At 48.2% G+C, this 16,514-nt stretch carries 10 protein-coding genes; 2 read left to right on the top strand and 8 right to left on the bottom strand.

Annotated features, from left to right (window positions below; all coding sequences use genetic code 11):
• Nucleotides 1-51 precede the first annotated feature (51 nt).
• The 5 genes from BUC01_RS02395 to BUC01_RS02375 form a co-directional block, all read right to left on the bottom strand.
• Nucleotides 52-705 carry an HAD family hydrolase gene (locus tag BUC01_RS02395; RefSeq protein WP_025830875.1) on the bottom strand — a complete coding sequence of 218 codons (654 nt, stop codon included), beginning with the start codon at nucleotides 703-705 and terminating at the stop codon, nucleotides 52-54.
• Between the two features lie 391 nt (nucleotides 706-1,096).
• Nucleotides 1,097-2,776, bottom strand: a complete 1,680-nt coding sequence (locus BUC01_RS02390) for a glycoside hydrolase family 43 protein (RefSeq protein ID WP_073312609.1) — start codon at nucleotides 2,774-2,776, stop codon at nucleotides 1,097-1,099.
• Nucleotides 2,777-2,870: 94 nt separating this feature from the next.
• Nucleotides 2,871-4,091, bottom strand: a complete 1,221-nt coding sequence (locus tag BUC01_RS02385; RefSeq protein WP_073312607.1) for a DUF4861 domain-containing protein — start codon at nucleotides 4,089-4,091, stop codon at nucleotides 2,871-2,873.
• A 94-nt stretch (nucleotides 4,092-4,185) separates the two neighbouring features.
• Nucleotides 4,186-8,007 (bottom strand): family 78 glycoside hydrolase catalytic domain, encoded by a 3,822-nt coding sequence (locus BUC01_RS02380; RefSeq protein WP_073312605.1) that lies wholly within the window; start codon nucleotides 8,005-8,007, stop codon nucleotides 4,186-4,188.
• A gap of 26 nt (nucleotides 8,008-8,033) precedes the next feature.
• Nucleotides 8,034-9,638, bottom strand: coding sequence for a glycoside hydrolase family 28 protein (locus BUC01_RS02375; protein ID WP_073312603.1), 1,605 nt, complete (start codon nucleotides 9,636-9,638; stop codon nucleotides 8,034-8,036).
• Nucleotides 9,639-10,177: 539 nt separating this feature from the next.
• Between BUC01_RS02375 and BUC01_RS02365 the strand changes: the two genes are divergently transcribed.
• Together BUC01_RS02365 and BUC01_RS02360 are read left to right on the top strand one after the other, a co-directional pair.
• Nucleotides 10,178-11,035 carry an enoyl-ACP reductase FabI gene (locus tag BUC01_RS02365; RefSeq protein ID WP_073312601.1) on the top strand — a complete coding sequence of 286 codons (858 nt, stop codon included), beginning with the start codon at nucleotides 10,178-10,180 and terminating at the stop codon, nucleotides 11,033-11,035.
• A gap of 114 nt (nucleotides 11,036-11,149) precedes the next feature.
• Nucleotides 11,150-11,854, top strand: coding sequence for an SAM-dependent methyltransferase (locus BUC01_RS02360; RefSeq protein ID WP_073312599.1), 705 nt, complete (start codon nucleotides 11,150-11,152; stop codon nucleotides 11,852-11,854).
• Here the strand turns inward: BUC01_RS02360 and BUC01_RS02355 are convergent.
• From BUC01_RS02355 to BUC01_RS02345, 3 genes are all read right to left on the bottom strand, one after another.
• Entirely contained in the window at nucleotides 11,820-12,938 is a 1,119-nt protein-coding gene (locus tag BUC01_RS02355) for a hypothetical protein (protein ID WP_025830877.1), read from the bottom strand. The genes BUC01_RS02360 and BUC01_RS02355 overlap by 35 nt on opposite strands.
• Before the next feature lie 56 nt (nucleotides 12,939-12,994).
• Complete coding sequence (gene lipA / locus BUC01_RS02350) at nucleotides 12,995-13,864, bottom strand: lipoyl synthase (RefSeq protein ID WP_073312598.1); 870 nt, start codon at nucleotides 13,862-13,864, stop codon at nucleotides 12,995-12,997.
• A 107-nt stretch (nucleotides 13,865-13,971) separates the two neighbouring features.
• Nucleotides 13,972-16,182, bottom strand: a complete 2,211-nt coding sequence (locus BUC01_RS02345) for a S9 family peptidase (protein WP_073312664.1) — start codon at nucleotides 16,180-16,182, stop codon at nucleotides 13,972-13,974.
• Nucleotides 16,183-16,514 lie beyond the last annotated feature (332 nt).

Below are 16,514 nucleotides of genomic sequence, written 5' to 3'. Positions count from 1 at the left end.
CTAAAAAGGAGTAAAAATGGTGTAGCACTGAGTATAGTGCACTTTTTCTTTTTACTCAAAAGCTATTGCAGCTATGTCCTTTGCCTTATCCACTATATATTTCGGATGAAATGTTTCTAACTCCGCGCGCGGGCGAAATCCCCAAGTTACACCACAAGATGTGACTTCTGCATTGATGGCAGTTTGCATGTCTACACCGGAGTCCCCTACATAGAGGACATCTTCTTTGGTAATCTGTGTTATTTCCAGAATATCGTATACAACGGTAGGGTCGGGTTTCACGTTCACCCCTTCCCGTTGACCGAAGACGGCAGTGAAGCGTATGTTCGGGAAATAATGGGCTATCAGCTTTTCGGTGGCAGCCTGGTATTTGTTGGAAGCGACGGCCAGTTGCAGGCCTTTGGCTTGCAGTTCGTCCAGGAGTTCTGTGATGCCGGGGTAGGGACGGCTTTTGTCGGCATTATGCTGGTCGTAATAAGGCACGAACTCCTTGCGCACGCGCAAAACGTTTTCTTCTGTTCTGCTTTCTTCGGGTAAGGCGCGTTCGAACAGCTTGTTGATGCCGTTGCCAACCATGAAATTATACTCTTTTTCTTCGTGTGTGGGATATCCTAACGCAGCTAATGCGTAGTTGGTACTTTGTGCCAGGTCGGCAATGGTATTCAGAAGGGTTCCATCTAAATCGAATATAACCAGTTTCTTCATATTTCTTTAGGTGCTTTTTATTAGAGAACACAAATATAGCGCATTTCGTTCAAACAATCTGTTGATGCAGGTCAAAAGAGGAAAACTCTGTGGGGAAATTTTTGTTACCTTACGGCGTAACTTCCGTTACCTTACAGGGGAACTCTTTTTACCTCCAATGGTAACTTCATTTACATGCCGAGGTAAAGGTCGTTACAATAGGAGGTAAAGGTCGTTACAATAAGGGGTAAATGCCGTTACATACGGCAGTAAATGCTTTTACATCCTACGGTAAATTGTTGGTAAATGCAATGCGTTGATATTTAGTGGTATATACAAATGAGAATTCCTCCTTACTGACAACAAAGTCCCAGTAAGGAGGAATGAATGATGATAGCTAAAGAGCTGATTTTTATTTCTTGGTGATACGGAACCAGTCAACATCCGCCCAACCGCCGTCATTGGTAGTGATGGCGGGACGTGTGCAGAATGTACCTACCTTCACACCGATCCATTTGCCCTCTTTGGCCTGGAAGGACTTGCCAAGCGGCTGATATTTCTTCCCGTCGAGGCTGTAACTGAAATTGCACATTACCAGTAAGTCATGTCCGCCTTCGCTCTTGGAGATTTTCTTTCCGTCGCTGGTGAACTTAACTTTCAGATAGATGGTATTGTCCGTCAGGTCAACCGTACCGTTCACTTCTTCCGGAGTACCTTTGTCGGCTTTCGGGCAGGATACCTGAGAAAGAACGAGCCCTTTGTCCGTGTTTTCCAGAATCAGTCCGGCGTAGTCCATACCCATCACTACCAGTCCGGTACGTTCGCCTTTATATTTCTCTGTCGGTTTGAACGTCAGCTTCATCGTAGCGGTGAAGTTGGGAGCCGGAGCTTTCTGCAACAACAGGTTGGCAACATCGAAAAGGTTCTTATACTCTTTCACAACCGGATAAGAGTACAGGCGTACAATGCTTTGGTCACCTGCGTAATAAGCCCATTTCTCGTTGATGTTGGCGTGCCATTGCCACTGCGGAGACAGGGTATAGCCGTCAAATTCATCACTTTCCTGCGGAGTGCAGATGGGATAAGTCTTGCCTACGTTCGGTTTCTTGTAAGTCATCACGGGTTCGCCGCAACCGTCACCGTCTTTGTCGATGCCGATAACGGGCCAGTCGTTCACCCATTTCATGGGTTGCAGATGTACCAGACGGCCGTAAGCGCCTACATCCTGGAAGTGGAAGAACCAGTCTTCACCGGTCGGAGTGTCTACCCATGCACCCTGGTGGGGGCCGTTAACGGGGCTGTTGCCTTGTGCAAGTACTGTTTTCCATTCATAGGGGCCGTATACGTTCTTGGAACGGAGCACTACCTGCCAACCTGTGGGAACGCCACCTGCCGGATGGAAGATGTAATAGTAACCGTTACGTTTGTAGAACTTCGGACCTTCGCAGGTCTGGTGCGCTTCATGACCGTCGAAGATGATGCGTGAGGGGGTGATGGCCTTGGTGGCTTCAGCATTCAGTTCGCAGATGGTGATGACGCTTTTCAGTTCGGCGCGGCTGCCTGCATAGGCATGAACCATATACACTTTACCGTCGTCGTCCCAAAGCGGACAAGTGTCGATGATGCCTTTGCCCGGCTTCACCAGTACGGGTTCGGTCCACGGACCTTTCGGATCTTTGGCTTTCACCATGAAAGCACCCTGGTCGGGGTCTCCCCAGAAGATGTAAAACTCGCCGTTGTGATGACGGATGGAGGGCGCCCATACACGGTTGCCGTGTTCGGGACGTTCGGGAGTTTCAATGGGAGGCAGTGCGTAAGGAACGGCAGCACCGATGATAGTCCAGTTCACAAGGTCTTTGGAATGGAGTATCTGGAGTCCGGGCAGACAATTGAAACTGGAGGATGTCATGTAGTAGTCGTCTCCTACACGGCAGGCGTCCGGGTCGGAATAGTCGGCATAGAGCACCGGGTTCTTGTACTTGCCGTTTCCTTGGTCGGCTACCCATACCTCGGAAACATAGTTCTTCTGCTGCGCCGCCAGTGGCAGGGCGAGCAACAGACATAGACTCATCAGGGTCTTTCTTGCTTTCATGTTTTTTTAGCTATTAGTGATTAGTTATTACTATTCTCATTCTCCTCCTCCCCCTGGAGGAGGGGAATGGAGTTACTTTTATTTGCTATGTTCATCACTTTATCACTTTCACCGTTGCCGGATGTTCCAGCTCCTCCTTCCACTCGCGGATATAGGCAAACCATGCTTCGGGCGTCTTGTAACCGAAAGTTTCTTTCATGGATGTGAATGTGATATGGTGGGTGAAGTATTTGCTGCCTTTGGCACCAATGGTGTACAGATAGTTGGCTTTGTCCTTCACTTCATCTTTTACATATTTCTGTGGTATATATGTACCCAGTCCTACGGTTTCTTTGGCGTACTTCACTGTGTCGTTCACCGGCCAGTCCGTTCCCCAGCAGCCTATCAGGCCTTTGTGGTCGGAGTAAGAGACGGAGCCTTTGATGTCTATGACGCCGGTACAGAAGATTTCATCTTTCAGCGGTTCTGCAAAGAAAGTCTCCACAAATACGTCGCGGTGTCCGCCGTAGAGGGTGTAACGGTTGGTCATGTTCAGTTCCGAGCCCTGATACTGCCAGTCGGCTACTTCTATTTCCGAGATGGTGCGCACCGGGCCGTAGGCGATGATGCGTTCGGTGAGTGTGGCAACGGGAGTGATATGGGTTGCTTTCTTGCCGTCCCAGCCTTTCAGCGCACCCACGCCGCAACTGCCGCCTACGAGGAGAACATCATCTCCAAAACCGCGTGCCAGTTGTTCGTCGGTCGGATAGAATTGTGATTCTTTGATTTCGAAGCCTTTATTGAATTTTCCGTAGATATCAACGGTCTGTTTATGGTCGAAGTACAGACGGTAAGCCACCAACTCGGACTCGAAAGCCGGACCGTGATGATGCATCTGGTTATATATGTTGCTGGTGCCCGGAATGGTTACGGACTGCACGGGCACATGCTTGCCCCTCTTGTCGCTGACGAGCATTTCCGCATATACGCGGGCGGGATACGTCTTGTCGCTTTGGGTGGAAGACAGGGTGACGGTCAGCGTCTTTTTGCTTTTGGCAGGCAGGTCGATGACGAATGCCAGTTCGTCGGGGCGGCGGTCACCGTCCAGGTCATCCAGTTGCGAGGGGATTTCCTCGTTACCGTTCATGACCACTGCCGAGCGTACACGGAATTGGGGATTAATTTCGCTGAGTTTGATTACTACCGGTTCGTCAGCTTTCGCCTTGTTCCAGGCGTTGCTTACTTCCACCGTAAAACTCTTTTCTGCATCTTGTGCCTCTGCCACAGCAGAAAGACCGCACAATAACAGTAATACTGTAAAGATTCTCTTTCTCATGGTTCTTAAATATCTAATTAATTTGCCACAAAAGTAGTGCAAACCTCGCGTAATTCCTTTTCTATTTTGATATAAATACTGTCATCTTTGTGAGTTATTCTTTCCAACCCGCCTCCTCAAAAGAACTGATTTCCAACTGTTGGGGATTGAGGCAGACGTATTTGATGCGTTGCCTCCTCCATGTATAAACAATATGTACGTTCCCGTCTTTACCTTGAATGACGGAAGGATATGAATATTGATTGATGGGCGAGTCCTCCAGTATCATGGCCGCTTTCCAGTGGATGCCGTCGTCGCTGATTGCTGCATTGATAGGAGTGCGCTCTTTCCGCTTTCCTTTGATGTAACGGTAGTGGTTGTAGACCAATAAGTGGCGTCCGTCTTTCAGCGTGACTCCATCAATGCCGGAGTTATTGTTCGGCAAGTCGATGAATGTTACTTCGCTCCAGGTCTCCCCGTTATCCTTGCTCCAGGTAGTGGCAACCGAGCCGTTGTTCTGGGTACGGCATAAAGCCTGTAACCTTCCGTCGGCATGCACTAGAATCGTGGGCTGGATAACTTGTATCGTCCTGTGGTTCCGGTTACTGATTTTCACCTTGTCCGTTTCTATAATTTCGGCTGCGGGTATCGGTCCGGTCTTCCGCCAGGTCTTTCCTGCATCATCGCTGATTTCAAAATGAATCCGCCAGCCGTTTTCATCTTCCGTGCTGCTGGGGCAAATCATCCGTTTGCCTATCCACACCGGCTTGTTCTTGATGGGGCCGAGGAAACCTTCGGGCAGTGCGCTGGATTTACTCCAGGTCTTTCCTCCGTCTTTCGACGTGACGACGTGGCCGCTCCATTCAGCTACGTTGACACCTATCTTATAATAAAGTTGTAATTCTCCTTTAGGCGTTTCCGTCAGTACGGGGTTCCAGCAGGCATATTTGGTTCCGTCCAATACACCGTCCGCCACCATCTGCGGCTCTGTCCAACCTTTCTTGGTTTTCCGGCTGACCCAGATACAGCAATCGGGATTCTTCTCTTTCGTACCTCCGAACCAGGCGGCTACTACTCCATGACGCCCTTCTACGATGGTGGCGGCATGGCTTTCAGGGAAGGGCGGCTTCCGGCAGATGAATGCATCTTCCAGTATTCCTTTTCGTCCTTTTCCGTATGCAAGGTTCTTTTGTACCCGGAAACTATACTCTCCCGAACCTATCCTGCAAACAGTATATCCGTCTTCCCGGCGAAGTATCTGCAAACCTTCGGATAGCTTCAATGCCTTGCCGTTTTCGGTGAGGGCATCCGTATCTTCGTTGGGGAGCCATATAGTGGCTGTGCTGTTGGCGGGTACACTGATTTCCCAGGAATATCCGGTATCTGTCTGCGACCAGTTGCTTGTCACTTTTCCGTAAGGGGTGATGTGGGAAGCATGGATGAATCCTACTTCTTCGAGTTCAAAGGCGGGCTTCATGCAGATTTCCTTAAAACCGGGGGCGGCACTCCGGATGCCTGCCAGGTGTTGGTAACAATAAGGAAGAAGGTCGCCCAGCAGCATGACGTGGTTGCCGCTGTTCATGGCTGGGTTGGCGGTGTTGCCATTCCATAACTCCCAAATAGTAGTGGCTCCGTTAGCCACCATGTAACCCCATCCGGGATATCGGGTATGTGTAGCCAAGACGTATGCTACGTCTGTACGTCCCATCTTTACAAGTTCCCTCATCAGCCATTGCACGCCGATGACTCCGCACTGGACGGTGGCGTTATAATAATCCACCGTTTTGTGGATGATTTGCCGGGCAACCGTTTCCTTCTTTTCATCCGGCACCATATCGAATGCCAGCGGAAGCAGGTTGGCCGTTACGGTATTGTTGCTGTAGCATTGTTCTTCATCATTCCAGAAAGTCCGGTTAAAACCTTCTTTGACCAGTTTCGCCAGTTCCTGATATTCCTGAATATCCTGTTCTAAATGCTGCAACCGGGCGAAAGCCGTCATGCATTGCAGCAATTTGTAATAATAGGCGGTTGCTATCAGTTTGCCGTCGGTGATGCGTGCCGGGTCTTTGGAGTGGATAAGTTCCGGAGACTCCGGCGGGAGACACCAGTCGCCATAACGGTCGCGGGTGATGATATGCGATTGGTTCATGAACTCCTTGCGCATGTGCTCCATCCATAATTTCATGGCGGGATAATGCTTGCAGATAGGTCCTGTATTGCCGTACTGCTCATACAGCGTATTGCTGATGAAAATGAATGTGGACGGCCAGGTCACATTGTCTGTGTAATAGTAATAATAAGCCGGGACTACATCGGGGATGCAGCCATCTTCGCGTTGCGCATCGCGGATATCGTCCATCCACTTGGCATACAACGGGCCGTTTTCCATCAGGAAACTTTCTCCCAGCGCTCCGGTGGTATGGTCACCGAGCCAGGGCTGGCGCTCGTCGCGTTGAGGACAATCCAGCGGTATACCTTTGTAATTGCCGCGGATGCCCCAGAAGGCATTCTTTACCAATTGGTTCAGGACGGGATTGTCACATTCGAATGTGCCGGTGATGGGCATGTCATCGTTGACGACTTCTCCCACAAAGTTTGCGAGGGTGGGAGTGCCGGGAAACTCGCTGATTTCCACATACCGGAAACCGTGATAAACAAAGCGGGGAGCCCATTCTTCGAGGGCTTCACCTTTCAGAATATAAAGGTCGGTTGCTTTCGCATCCCGTAAATTGGCGGTATAGAGTTCGCCGTTTTCCTGTAAGGTTTCGGCAAAGCGCAGGCGCACGGAGTCTCCGGCATTTCCTTTGACTTTGAGGCGCAGCCAGCCCACCATGTTTTGTCCCATATCGAGAATGTAACCTTTGGCGGATTTGCGGATGGTCTGCGGACTTATTCTTTCCACTACCTTGATACCCGGAATCATTTGTCCGCGCGGATAGCCGGAAGGAATGGAAACGCGCTCCGCCTGCAACCAACGGCTGTCGTCATAGCTGGGTACCGCCCATTTCCCTAATTCTTTGCGGGCATCATACTCTTCACCGTCAAACTCATTGTTACTGCGGATGGGGCCGTCGGCTGTCAGTTTCCAGTCGGTATTCGTTTCAATGGTTTGCCGGCTGCCGTCGGTATATTCCACTATCAGGTTCATCCGTACTTTGGGATAGCCGAAGTTATGAATCTTATAGGTACGGTAGTTCTGGCGCATGAAGTGGTAGCGGCCGTTACCCAGGGTAATACCTATGGCGTTATCGGCTTCCGGACGGAGCAAATCCGTCACATCGTAGCTGTTATAGAATACGGTCTTCCGGTAGTCGGTAGGGGCAGGAGCCAGTACAAGGTCACCAACCCGCTTTCCGTTGATGAGACATTCGTAGACACCCAGGCCGCTGATGTGGAGGGTGGCCTCTTTTATTGTTTTGTTTAGCTTGAATTCTTTGCGCACATACCGGGCGGACAGACGTGAGAACATGGTTTCGCTATCCCATGGCATAGGTTTGTCGATGCCTATCCAGCGTCCTTTCCAACGGGTTTCTCCCATCAGTCCCATTCCCCAGAAAGCAGTTTCACTCCAGGCGGTTTCGGCCTTATTGGTCGTTACGGATACTTTCCAGTAATAGCGTTTGTTGGGTTGCAAGGCAGGGCCCTGGTAGTTTATCCAGACGGATGCGTCGGAACGCACCTCACCGGAGTCCCATACATCCGCCTGATTCTTGTTTAACAGTTCCGGGGAGGAGGCAACCAACAGACGATAAGCCGTCTGCATCACGTTGCGTTGCTCGCTTTGGAGCCGCCAGCTGAAACGCGGTTGAGGGGTGTCCAGACCTAAGGGATTAGTCAGTTGTTCCGTGCGGAGGTCTGTTATGAAAAGAGTATCGCCCTGTGCTGCTTGAGTAAACAGACAACACAGAGCGAACAGTATGATTACTTGTTTCTTCATACACCAGCGATATTACGCATACCCGATTATAAATCGATGTTCAAAGCCTTAGCTGCCGAATTGTTATAGGTTTTTCCGTTTACTTTCAAGTCTTTGGCCTGTTTCACCTGCAATGCCTTGCCTTTTGTCTCTACCTTTACATTCTCGATAGATACGTTTTCGGCTTGGCTGATGACGATACCTTCTTTGGCATCCGTAATCACAACATCCTTTACATGTACGTTGCGGATAGGCATTTCCGGCAGACCGTTGAAGAACATGGCACGTCCGGCACCTTTACAAGTTACATTCGTGATATGGATGTCGCGGAAAGCGGGAGTTTCTTCCGTTACGGGTGGAACAGACGATTTCATTCTGCCTGCCAGGTCAGCTTCCGTTTCTTCACCGGCAGCCTTGCCGCCATAGAAGAGGTCGAAAAGCAATGCTTCGTGCGGAATATCGATCATGTTGATGTTGTGGATATAAATACCTTCAACCACACCACCGCGTCCGCGGGTACTCTTGAAACGCAGACCTACATCTGTGCCGAGGAACGTGCAGCCCGTTACATATACATTCTTTACGCCGCCCGACATTTCGCTACCTACCACGAAACCGCCATGTCCGTGCAATACGGTGTTATTCTTTACAATCACATTCTGGCAAGGCTCGCCACGTCTGCGACCATCCTTGTCTTTACCGGACTTGATACAGATAGCGTCATCGCCCGCGTCAAAGATGTTGTTGACAATCAGTGCATTCTTGCAGGATTCCAAGTCCAGTGCATCGCCATTCTGCGAATACCAGGGATTGAATACTTTTACATTATGAATGGTGATATGTTCGCATGACAGCGGGTGCAGACACCAACTGGGGGAATTCTTGAAAGTAACGCCTTCCAATAATACTTTCTTGCTCTTCACGATATTCAGCAATACCGGACGCAACCACGGGCGGATTTCATTCCATTCTTCATCCGTATTAATTCCTTCCGGATTATTGAAATCTTTGGTAGCCATAGCCCCTTTCAAAGCTCCGGCAGTGGGGTACCAGATGCTGCCGGATTCATCGACAACACCTCCCGAATTTACCAGGCTACTCCATTGACCTGAAGTCAGTTTGCCTTTCTTTACCGGACGCCAGCTATCACCCGAACCATCGAATACACCCTGTCCTGTAATAGCGATATTTTCAGCATTCCATGCAGAAATCGGGGATTGGCAACGACGGGTGTCCAGTCCTTCAAAAGATGTCTTTATAATAGGATAAGCCTCGAAGTCATCAGTGAACAATACCAGCGCGTTCGTCTCCGTGTATAGATTAACGTTGCTCAGCAGTTCGATAGGACCGGTCAGCCACAAGCCTTCGGGGATAACCACTTTACCGCCTCCTTTGGCATTGACTGCTTTGATTGCGTCGTTGATAGCCTTGGTATTCAGTACGATACCGTCTCCTTTGGCTCCAAAATCTACAATACTGACTGTATAGTCCGGAAATGTAGGTTGTTCCACTTTCGGCATATCGAAGGGTAAATTCTCATAGATACTATCATCTATATAATCTCCGTTTTGGGCGTTTACCACGTTCTGGACGGGTAGCAACGGGAGGGTTAGTGCAGTAAGCACCAATAGTCTTTTGATAAATGTGTTCATCCGTGATACTATATTTAATTATGAATTATAAACTATAAATTATTAATTAACAGGTCTTTTCCTTAACTCTCAACTCTCCATTCTCAACTCTTCACTTCTTTAATTATTATCCTCCCGCAAGCGGCTCTCCCGAGTGGCTTGCGAAAGAAATAATAAATGATTCATGTTAACCTAATTCTAACCTTAAATAAATATTATGAAAAAACCTCTTAATTACCGTTTGCAAATGTATCGGGCTTTAGCCTAAACCATGTGCACAATTTGTTGGTTTAGGTGGATTTTTTGTGGTTTTGGCCTTTTCTTTGCACTCTTTCGGGGATTTTTATGCAGAAAGTTCATATCTTTAAATAAGATAGGCGGCATTTCAGCAAAGCAAAAATAAGCGAGCTTATTTTGCTATGCGTTCAATTTGCACTATCTTTGCGGCCTCAAAAAACAGTAAACGAGGGAACAAGATACAAGTTAACGAGGGAGTATGCATCGATGCTGCGCCTTGTTAACTTCTCTACTGAAACCTCGTCAACTTTAATATTATAGGTATGAGTTACAATTTGTTGAAAGGAAAAAGAGGCATTATTTTCGGTGCTCTGAATGAGCAGTCCATTGCCTGGAAAGTAGCGGAAAAAGCAGTAGAAGAAGGTGCAACGATCACCTTGTCAAACACTCCGGTAGCGGTTCGCATGGGCGAAGTATCTGCACTGGCAGATAAATTACAATGCGAAGTTATTCCCGCAGATGCTACAAGCGTAGAAGATTTGGAAAATGTATTCAAGCGTTCCGTAGAAGTGCTGGGCGGTCAGATTGACTTTGTGCTCCACTCTATCGGTATGTCTCCCAATGTTCGCAAGAAACGCACGTATGATGATTTGGATTATGATATGTTGGACAAGACCCTTGATATTTCCGCTGTGTCTTTCCATAAGATGATACAGGCTGCCAAGAAGTTGAATGCGATTGCAGATTACGGTTCAATCCTTGCATTGAGTTATGTGGCTGCACAACGCACGTTCTATGGTTACAACGATATGGCAGATGCCAAAGCATTGTTGGAGTCCATCGCACGTAGCTTCGGCTATATCTATGGTCGCGAACACAATGTACGCGTCAATACCATCTCTCAGTCACCGACTATGACGACTGCCGGTTCGGGAGTGAAGGGTATGGATAAGCTGTTTGACTTCGCCAACCGTATGTCTCCGCTGGGCAATGCATCAGCCGATGAATGTGCCGACTACTGTATCGTGATGTTCTCCGACCTGACCCGTAAGGTGACTATGCAGAACTTGTTCCATGACGGTGGTTTCTCCAGCGTAGGTATGAGTCTGCGTGCCATGGCCACTTATGAAAAGGGGCTGGATGAATATATGGACGAAAATGGAAACATTATTTACGGTTAGGCCGTAAAAGTTAATAATGAAAGAATTAATAATGAAAGGCTGATTGCTTCTATTTTTAATTCTTTCATTCCTTTCCTTCCTCTTTCATTTTTTAATTCTTTCATTTCTTAATTTATGACTCCTGCTCTTTATCTTTTGCCCGTCACATTGGGCGATACCCCTGTTGAAACCGTGTTGCCTTCCTATAATAAGGAGGTCATACTTGGTATTCGTCATTTCATTGTAGAAGATGTGCGTTCGGCGCGCCGCTTCCTGAAAAAGGTGGATCGGGAGATAGATATTGACGCGCTGACTTTTTATCCGCTGAACAAGCATACATCACCCGAAGATATTTCCGGTTATCTGAAACCGTTGATAGCAGGGCAATCTATGGGAGTAATATCAGAAGCCGGTTGTCCGGCAGTGGCCGATCCGGGAGCGGATGTCGTGGCAATTGCCCAGCGGAAGAACCTGAAAGTGGTTCCATTGGTGGGACCGTCTTCCATTATCCTGTCTGTCATGGGATCGGGATTCAACGGGCAAAGCTTTGCCTTTCATGGTTATCTTCCCATCGAACCGGGCGAACGTGCCAAAAGACTGAAGGTCCTCGAACAACGGGTGTATAGCGAACAACAGACGCAACTTTTCATTGAAACGCCTTATCGTAATAATAAGATGGTGGAGGATATCTTGCAGAACTGCCGCCCGCAAACCAAACTTTGCATTGCTGCCAACATTACGTGTGAAGGAGAGTATATCAAGACCAAGACAGTGAAAGAGTGGCAAGGGAAAGTCCCCGACCTCTCTAAAATTCCTTGTATTTTTCTTTTGTACAAATAACTTCTTTCAGATGCTCGTATTCGTTCTCAAAGCAGCAGCTGAAGAAGTTCTTGCCTAAATTGTGTTCTATCTGCTGGAAAGTCCAGAGCTTTCCGTCCTTTATTTGCTTACCCCGTAGAAGGTTGTCATCTTCTATCTCGATGAGAAAGAGATAGATAAGCCGGTTTGTCACCTTGTTCTCAAAGTGATACATGATGTTGAACTGCAAATCCTGTATCGGTGCTTGTGGAAATGCCTGTTTCATAAGGCGGATAATGCTTTGTTCCAGAGTTTCTCCGTATAAGAGGTAACACTCCATCGGTATGTCGGTTTTCCCCCGTTCGAGGATGCAGCGTTGTGGACGCGGACGCAGATACAGCATCCCGTTATGAGATACGGCAATGCGGACCACTGGGTTGATATATTCGTTCTTCCGGTTGATGGCGTCTACTGCCAGGCTCCTTCCGATAACATCTCCTTTTGTGTTGACGATGGGCACGAAGGCTGTATGTTCCATCATGATGTTGAAATAGAGAATGCCGAACTGGTTGAACAATATACTCAGTATGAATACGGCAGGCGGGCAAAAACGGAACAGTACGTTGCGGGTCGTATCACTCAGCGGGCCGGGCAGAAGAATCGCAATGAAGATTGTCAGGAAGTGGATAAAGGCAATAATGATAACCACCCGTGTAGAAACGATGGCGGACTCCGCCCCTTGTGCAAAAAGCTGTTTGCAACATTTCTTTGACTGCGAAATCTGATGGGCAAGGAATCTTTTCCGATTCAGGAAGATAACGACAATCGGTATGAGAGTACTGATTTCCAACGTCAGCGGAAACATCTCACGAGTGCAGATATCACCAAACAGAAGGGTCGTTAGGGTTAGCAGCAGCAGCATCCCCGTGGTGCCGTAAAGCAGAAAGTTGGGAACCCTTGCACCTTTATTCCATAACGTATATAAACTATAAAGAGCCCCTACACCTGCACCAATGTAGATGGAAATGTCTTGCGTTATAAATTCGCATAATATTATTGATACGATAACGGGGATAAATCCCAAAGACATATTGAACTTAGATGATAGAACTCCTTTTTTAGACATTGCTGACTTTATTTTGTCGTTATCCTATCATAACAAATAAACATAGCAATTGGTTTTTATTTCGTTTCTTTTTTATAAAATCGGATTTGTTTCTCGGCATGATAGGAGGAGCGTACCAAAGGTGCACTTTCTACCTGGTCGAAGCCTTTGGCTAAACCGATTTCTTTATAAGAAGCGAATTGTGCAGGAGTAACATACTCTGCCACAGGATAATGCTTGTGCGAGGGTTGCAGATACTGGCCAATGGTCAGTATCTGGCAACCTGCCCGGCGCAGGTCGTCCATCAGTTCTTCCACTTCTTCCGGAGTCTCTCCCAGTCCTACCATGATACCCGATTTGGCGGTTGTTCCGCTGTCGGCTATCTGGCGTATCACTTCCAGGCTCGTATCATAACGGGCTGCACTACGCACTAACGGGGTGATGCGTTTCACTGTTTCCATGTTATGGGAAATAATTTCCGGACAAGCCTCGATTACCTGCGCAATCCACTCCTTCTTTCCCTGGAAGTCCGGGATAAGCACTTCGACTGTGGTTTCGGGATTCAGTCGTTTGATTTCCCGGATAGTACGCGCCCAGTGTGCGGCTCCGAGGTCGGGCAAGTCGTCCCGGTCTACGGAGGTGATGACTGCGTGGGACAACTTCATTAGGGATATGGATTCTGCCACGTGCGTGGGTTCCTCCGGGTCCAGTGGAAGCGGTCTGCCCGTCCGGGTATTGCAGAACTTGCAGCAACGGGTGCAGATGTCACCGCCTATCATGAAGGTGGCGGTTCCTTTCCCCCAGCACTCTCCCATGTTGGGGCAACGGCCACTGCTGCAAATGGTGTGCAGGCAGTGGGAGTCAACGATACGTTTGGTTTCGGTGTACCGTTCGTTGGCTCCTATACTTATTTTAAGCCATTCGGGTTTACGTACTCTGTCTTTCATAATAGTGTGATTTATATTCACCACAGATTACACAGATTGACACTGATTGAAGAGTTTGAAAGAGAAATAAAGAAATCTGTGTGAATCCGTGTAATCCGTGGTGATTCTTAAAGGTTGGTTTCAAAGAAGTTCGTCAGCTTTGTATACAGGTGGTAACGGGTGTTGCCGCCATAGATACCGTGATTGCGGTTGGTATAAACCTGCATGTCGAACTGCTTGTTCAGTTGCACCAGATGTTCGGCGTATTCCGCGCAGTTTTGGAAGTGGACATTGTCGTCCGCCATGCCATGAACTAACAGCAGGTTGCCGTTCAGATTGTTGGCACGTGTGAAGGCGGAAGAACTTTTATATCCTTCGGCATTTTCTTTCGGAGTACGCATGAAGCGTTCGCCATAGATGGTATCATAATAATTCCAGTCGGTTACGGCAGCTACGGCAACTCCGGCTTTGAAGACGGGAGTACCTTCGCTCATGCTCATGATGGTCATATATCCGCCGTAGCTCCATCCCCAAATGCCGATACGGTTTTTGTCTACGTATGGCTGGCTACCCATATACTGGGCGGTTGCCACCTGGTCTTTCGCCTCTTTTACACCCAGGTTGAGATAGGTGCATTTCTCGAATTCCGCACCGCGTCCGCCTGTTCCGCGTCCGTCTACGCAGACGACGATGAAACCGCGGCTTGCCATGTAAGTCTCCCAACTGATGCTCCATGTGTCGAGCACTTGCTGGGAACCGGGACCACTGTATTGATACAGAAGTACGGGATATTTCCCGGATGCGGAGAAATCTGTCGGCTTCATCATCCAGCCGTTCAGCGTTACGCCGTCCTGTGTCTGGAAGGTGAAGAATTCTTTTTGAGGTACCTTGTATTTCGCCAAGGTCTGTTTCAACGCGTCGTTAGTGACCAGTGTGCTCAATACTTTACCCGTATTGTCATTCAGAGTGATGACGGTAGGAGTGCTCAGGTTGGAATAACGGTTCATGTAGTACTTCATGTCCGTGCTGAACTGTGCGCTGTTGATACCTTCCTGTGCGGAAAGCTTGGTCTTTTTTCCCTTGCGGTCTATCTTGTACACAGCCTGGCGGAGCGGGCTTTCTTCATTGCTGACGTAATAGAAACTGTCATCATCGGCACTCCAACCTAAGAAGTTCTTCACCTCATAGTTTCCGGCAGTGACTTGCTTAATCAGATTGCCGCCCATGCTGTACCAGTACAGATGATTATAACCGCTTTTTTCGCTCAGATAGCTGAAGTTTTCGGGATAGAAAATGATATTGTCGAATACATTCTCCTTGATATACGCATCGCTTTCGTCACGCAACACCTGTTTGCAAACCGTGGAACGGGGATCTCCGAAATACATATCCAGTCGATTCTGATGACGGTTCAGTGTGATGATGGCCAGTTTATTGGGATCTTGCGTGAAACGGATGCGCGGGATGTAGCCGTCAGCATCCATAGGTACCTGCATTTTGCGGGTCACTTTCGTCTTGATGTCAAAGGTATGTACGGATACCTTTGAATTGGCTTCTCCGGTTTTGGGATATTTATAGGTGTAGTCGCCCGGATATTTCTCGAAGGCTGAGATATGGGGATTGCTTCCGGCAAAGACAGGGAAGCTGTAAGAAGGCACGTCCGTCTCGTCAAAACGGGTATAAGCCAGCATTTTGCTGTCGGCGCTGAATTCCAGGGCACGGTTGAAGGAGAATTCTTCCTCATACACCCAGTCGGGAATGCCGTTCAGCACGGCATTGCGTTTGCCGTCTTCCGTAACCTGGCTTTCGCTGTTGCCATACAGGAACTTCACGAGATAGATATTATTGTCCCGCACAAAGGCAACCATCGTTCCGTCCGGTGAGAATACCGGTACTTGCTGCGGGCCGCCGTCGGACAGTTTCTCTACTATATTGTTGATTTCTCCGTTGACGTTCCGTTTCAGACTATATATATAATGTATAGCGGTGTAAGAACGGCGATAGATTGGAGTCGTTTCCGTAGCGATGAGCAGTTTGCTGCCGTCCGGCGAGAAACTGTAGCTGTCGAACTTCTTGAAAGGACATTCGCGGGCGGTAGCGGCATCAAACAGTACTTCTACCTGTTTCCCCGTCTTGAAGGAATATTTGATAATCTGCGTTCCTTCTGCATTCATTTGTGAATAGTGTTCTCCGTCTCCGGGAATGGGAATCACTCCGTAAATGTTTTCGGCACGGAATTTGCCCGATACAATGTCTTTTAAGTCGAGTGCCTGACCGCCTTGCGCGAAACCTGCCAATGTGCAGAGGCAAAGGAGAATTGCAATACTTATCTGTTTCATAATTCTGATTGATTTCTTTGAAGGGCAAATATAGGGATAAAAACTGAAAAAAGGTTCTGAAGTAAGGGCAAAACCGCTGCGGTAGTTAACTAAGCCATATACTGTCCAGATGTTAGCCATAGTCTTGTTAGGAGTGAGGATAGAATCATCGGCATTGATTGTAGGAATCATTGGCATTGATTGTAGGAATCATTGGCATTGATTGTGGTCATCATCCGTATTGATGGTACCCATCATCCGTAATGATGATACCCATCATCCGTAATGATGATACCCATCATCCGTAATGATGATATACCCACTCCCGGCCTTGCCCTGTCTCCCTTCCGGGC

The organism is Bacteroides stercorirosoris (assembly GCF_900142015.1).
Lineage (GTDB): Bacteria > Bacteroidota > Bacteroidia > Bacteroidales > Bacteroidaceae > Bacteroides > Bacteroides stercorirosoris.
The sequence above is the reverse complement of the archived record's forward strand: the minus strand, read 5'-3'. Positions and strand labels throughout refer to the sequence as shown.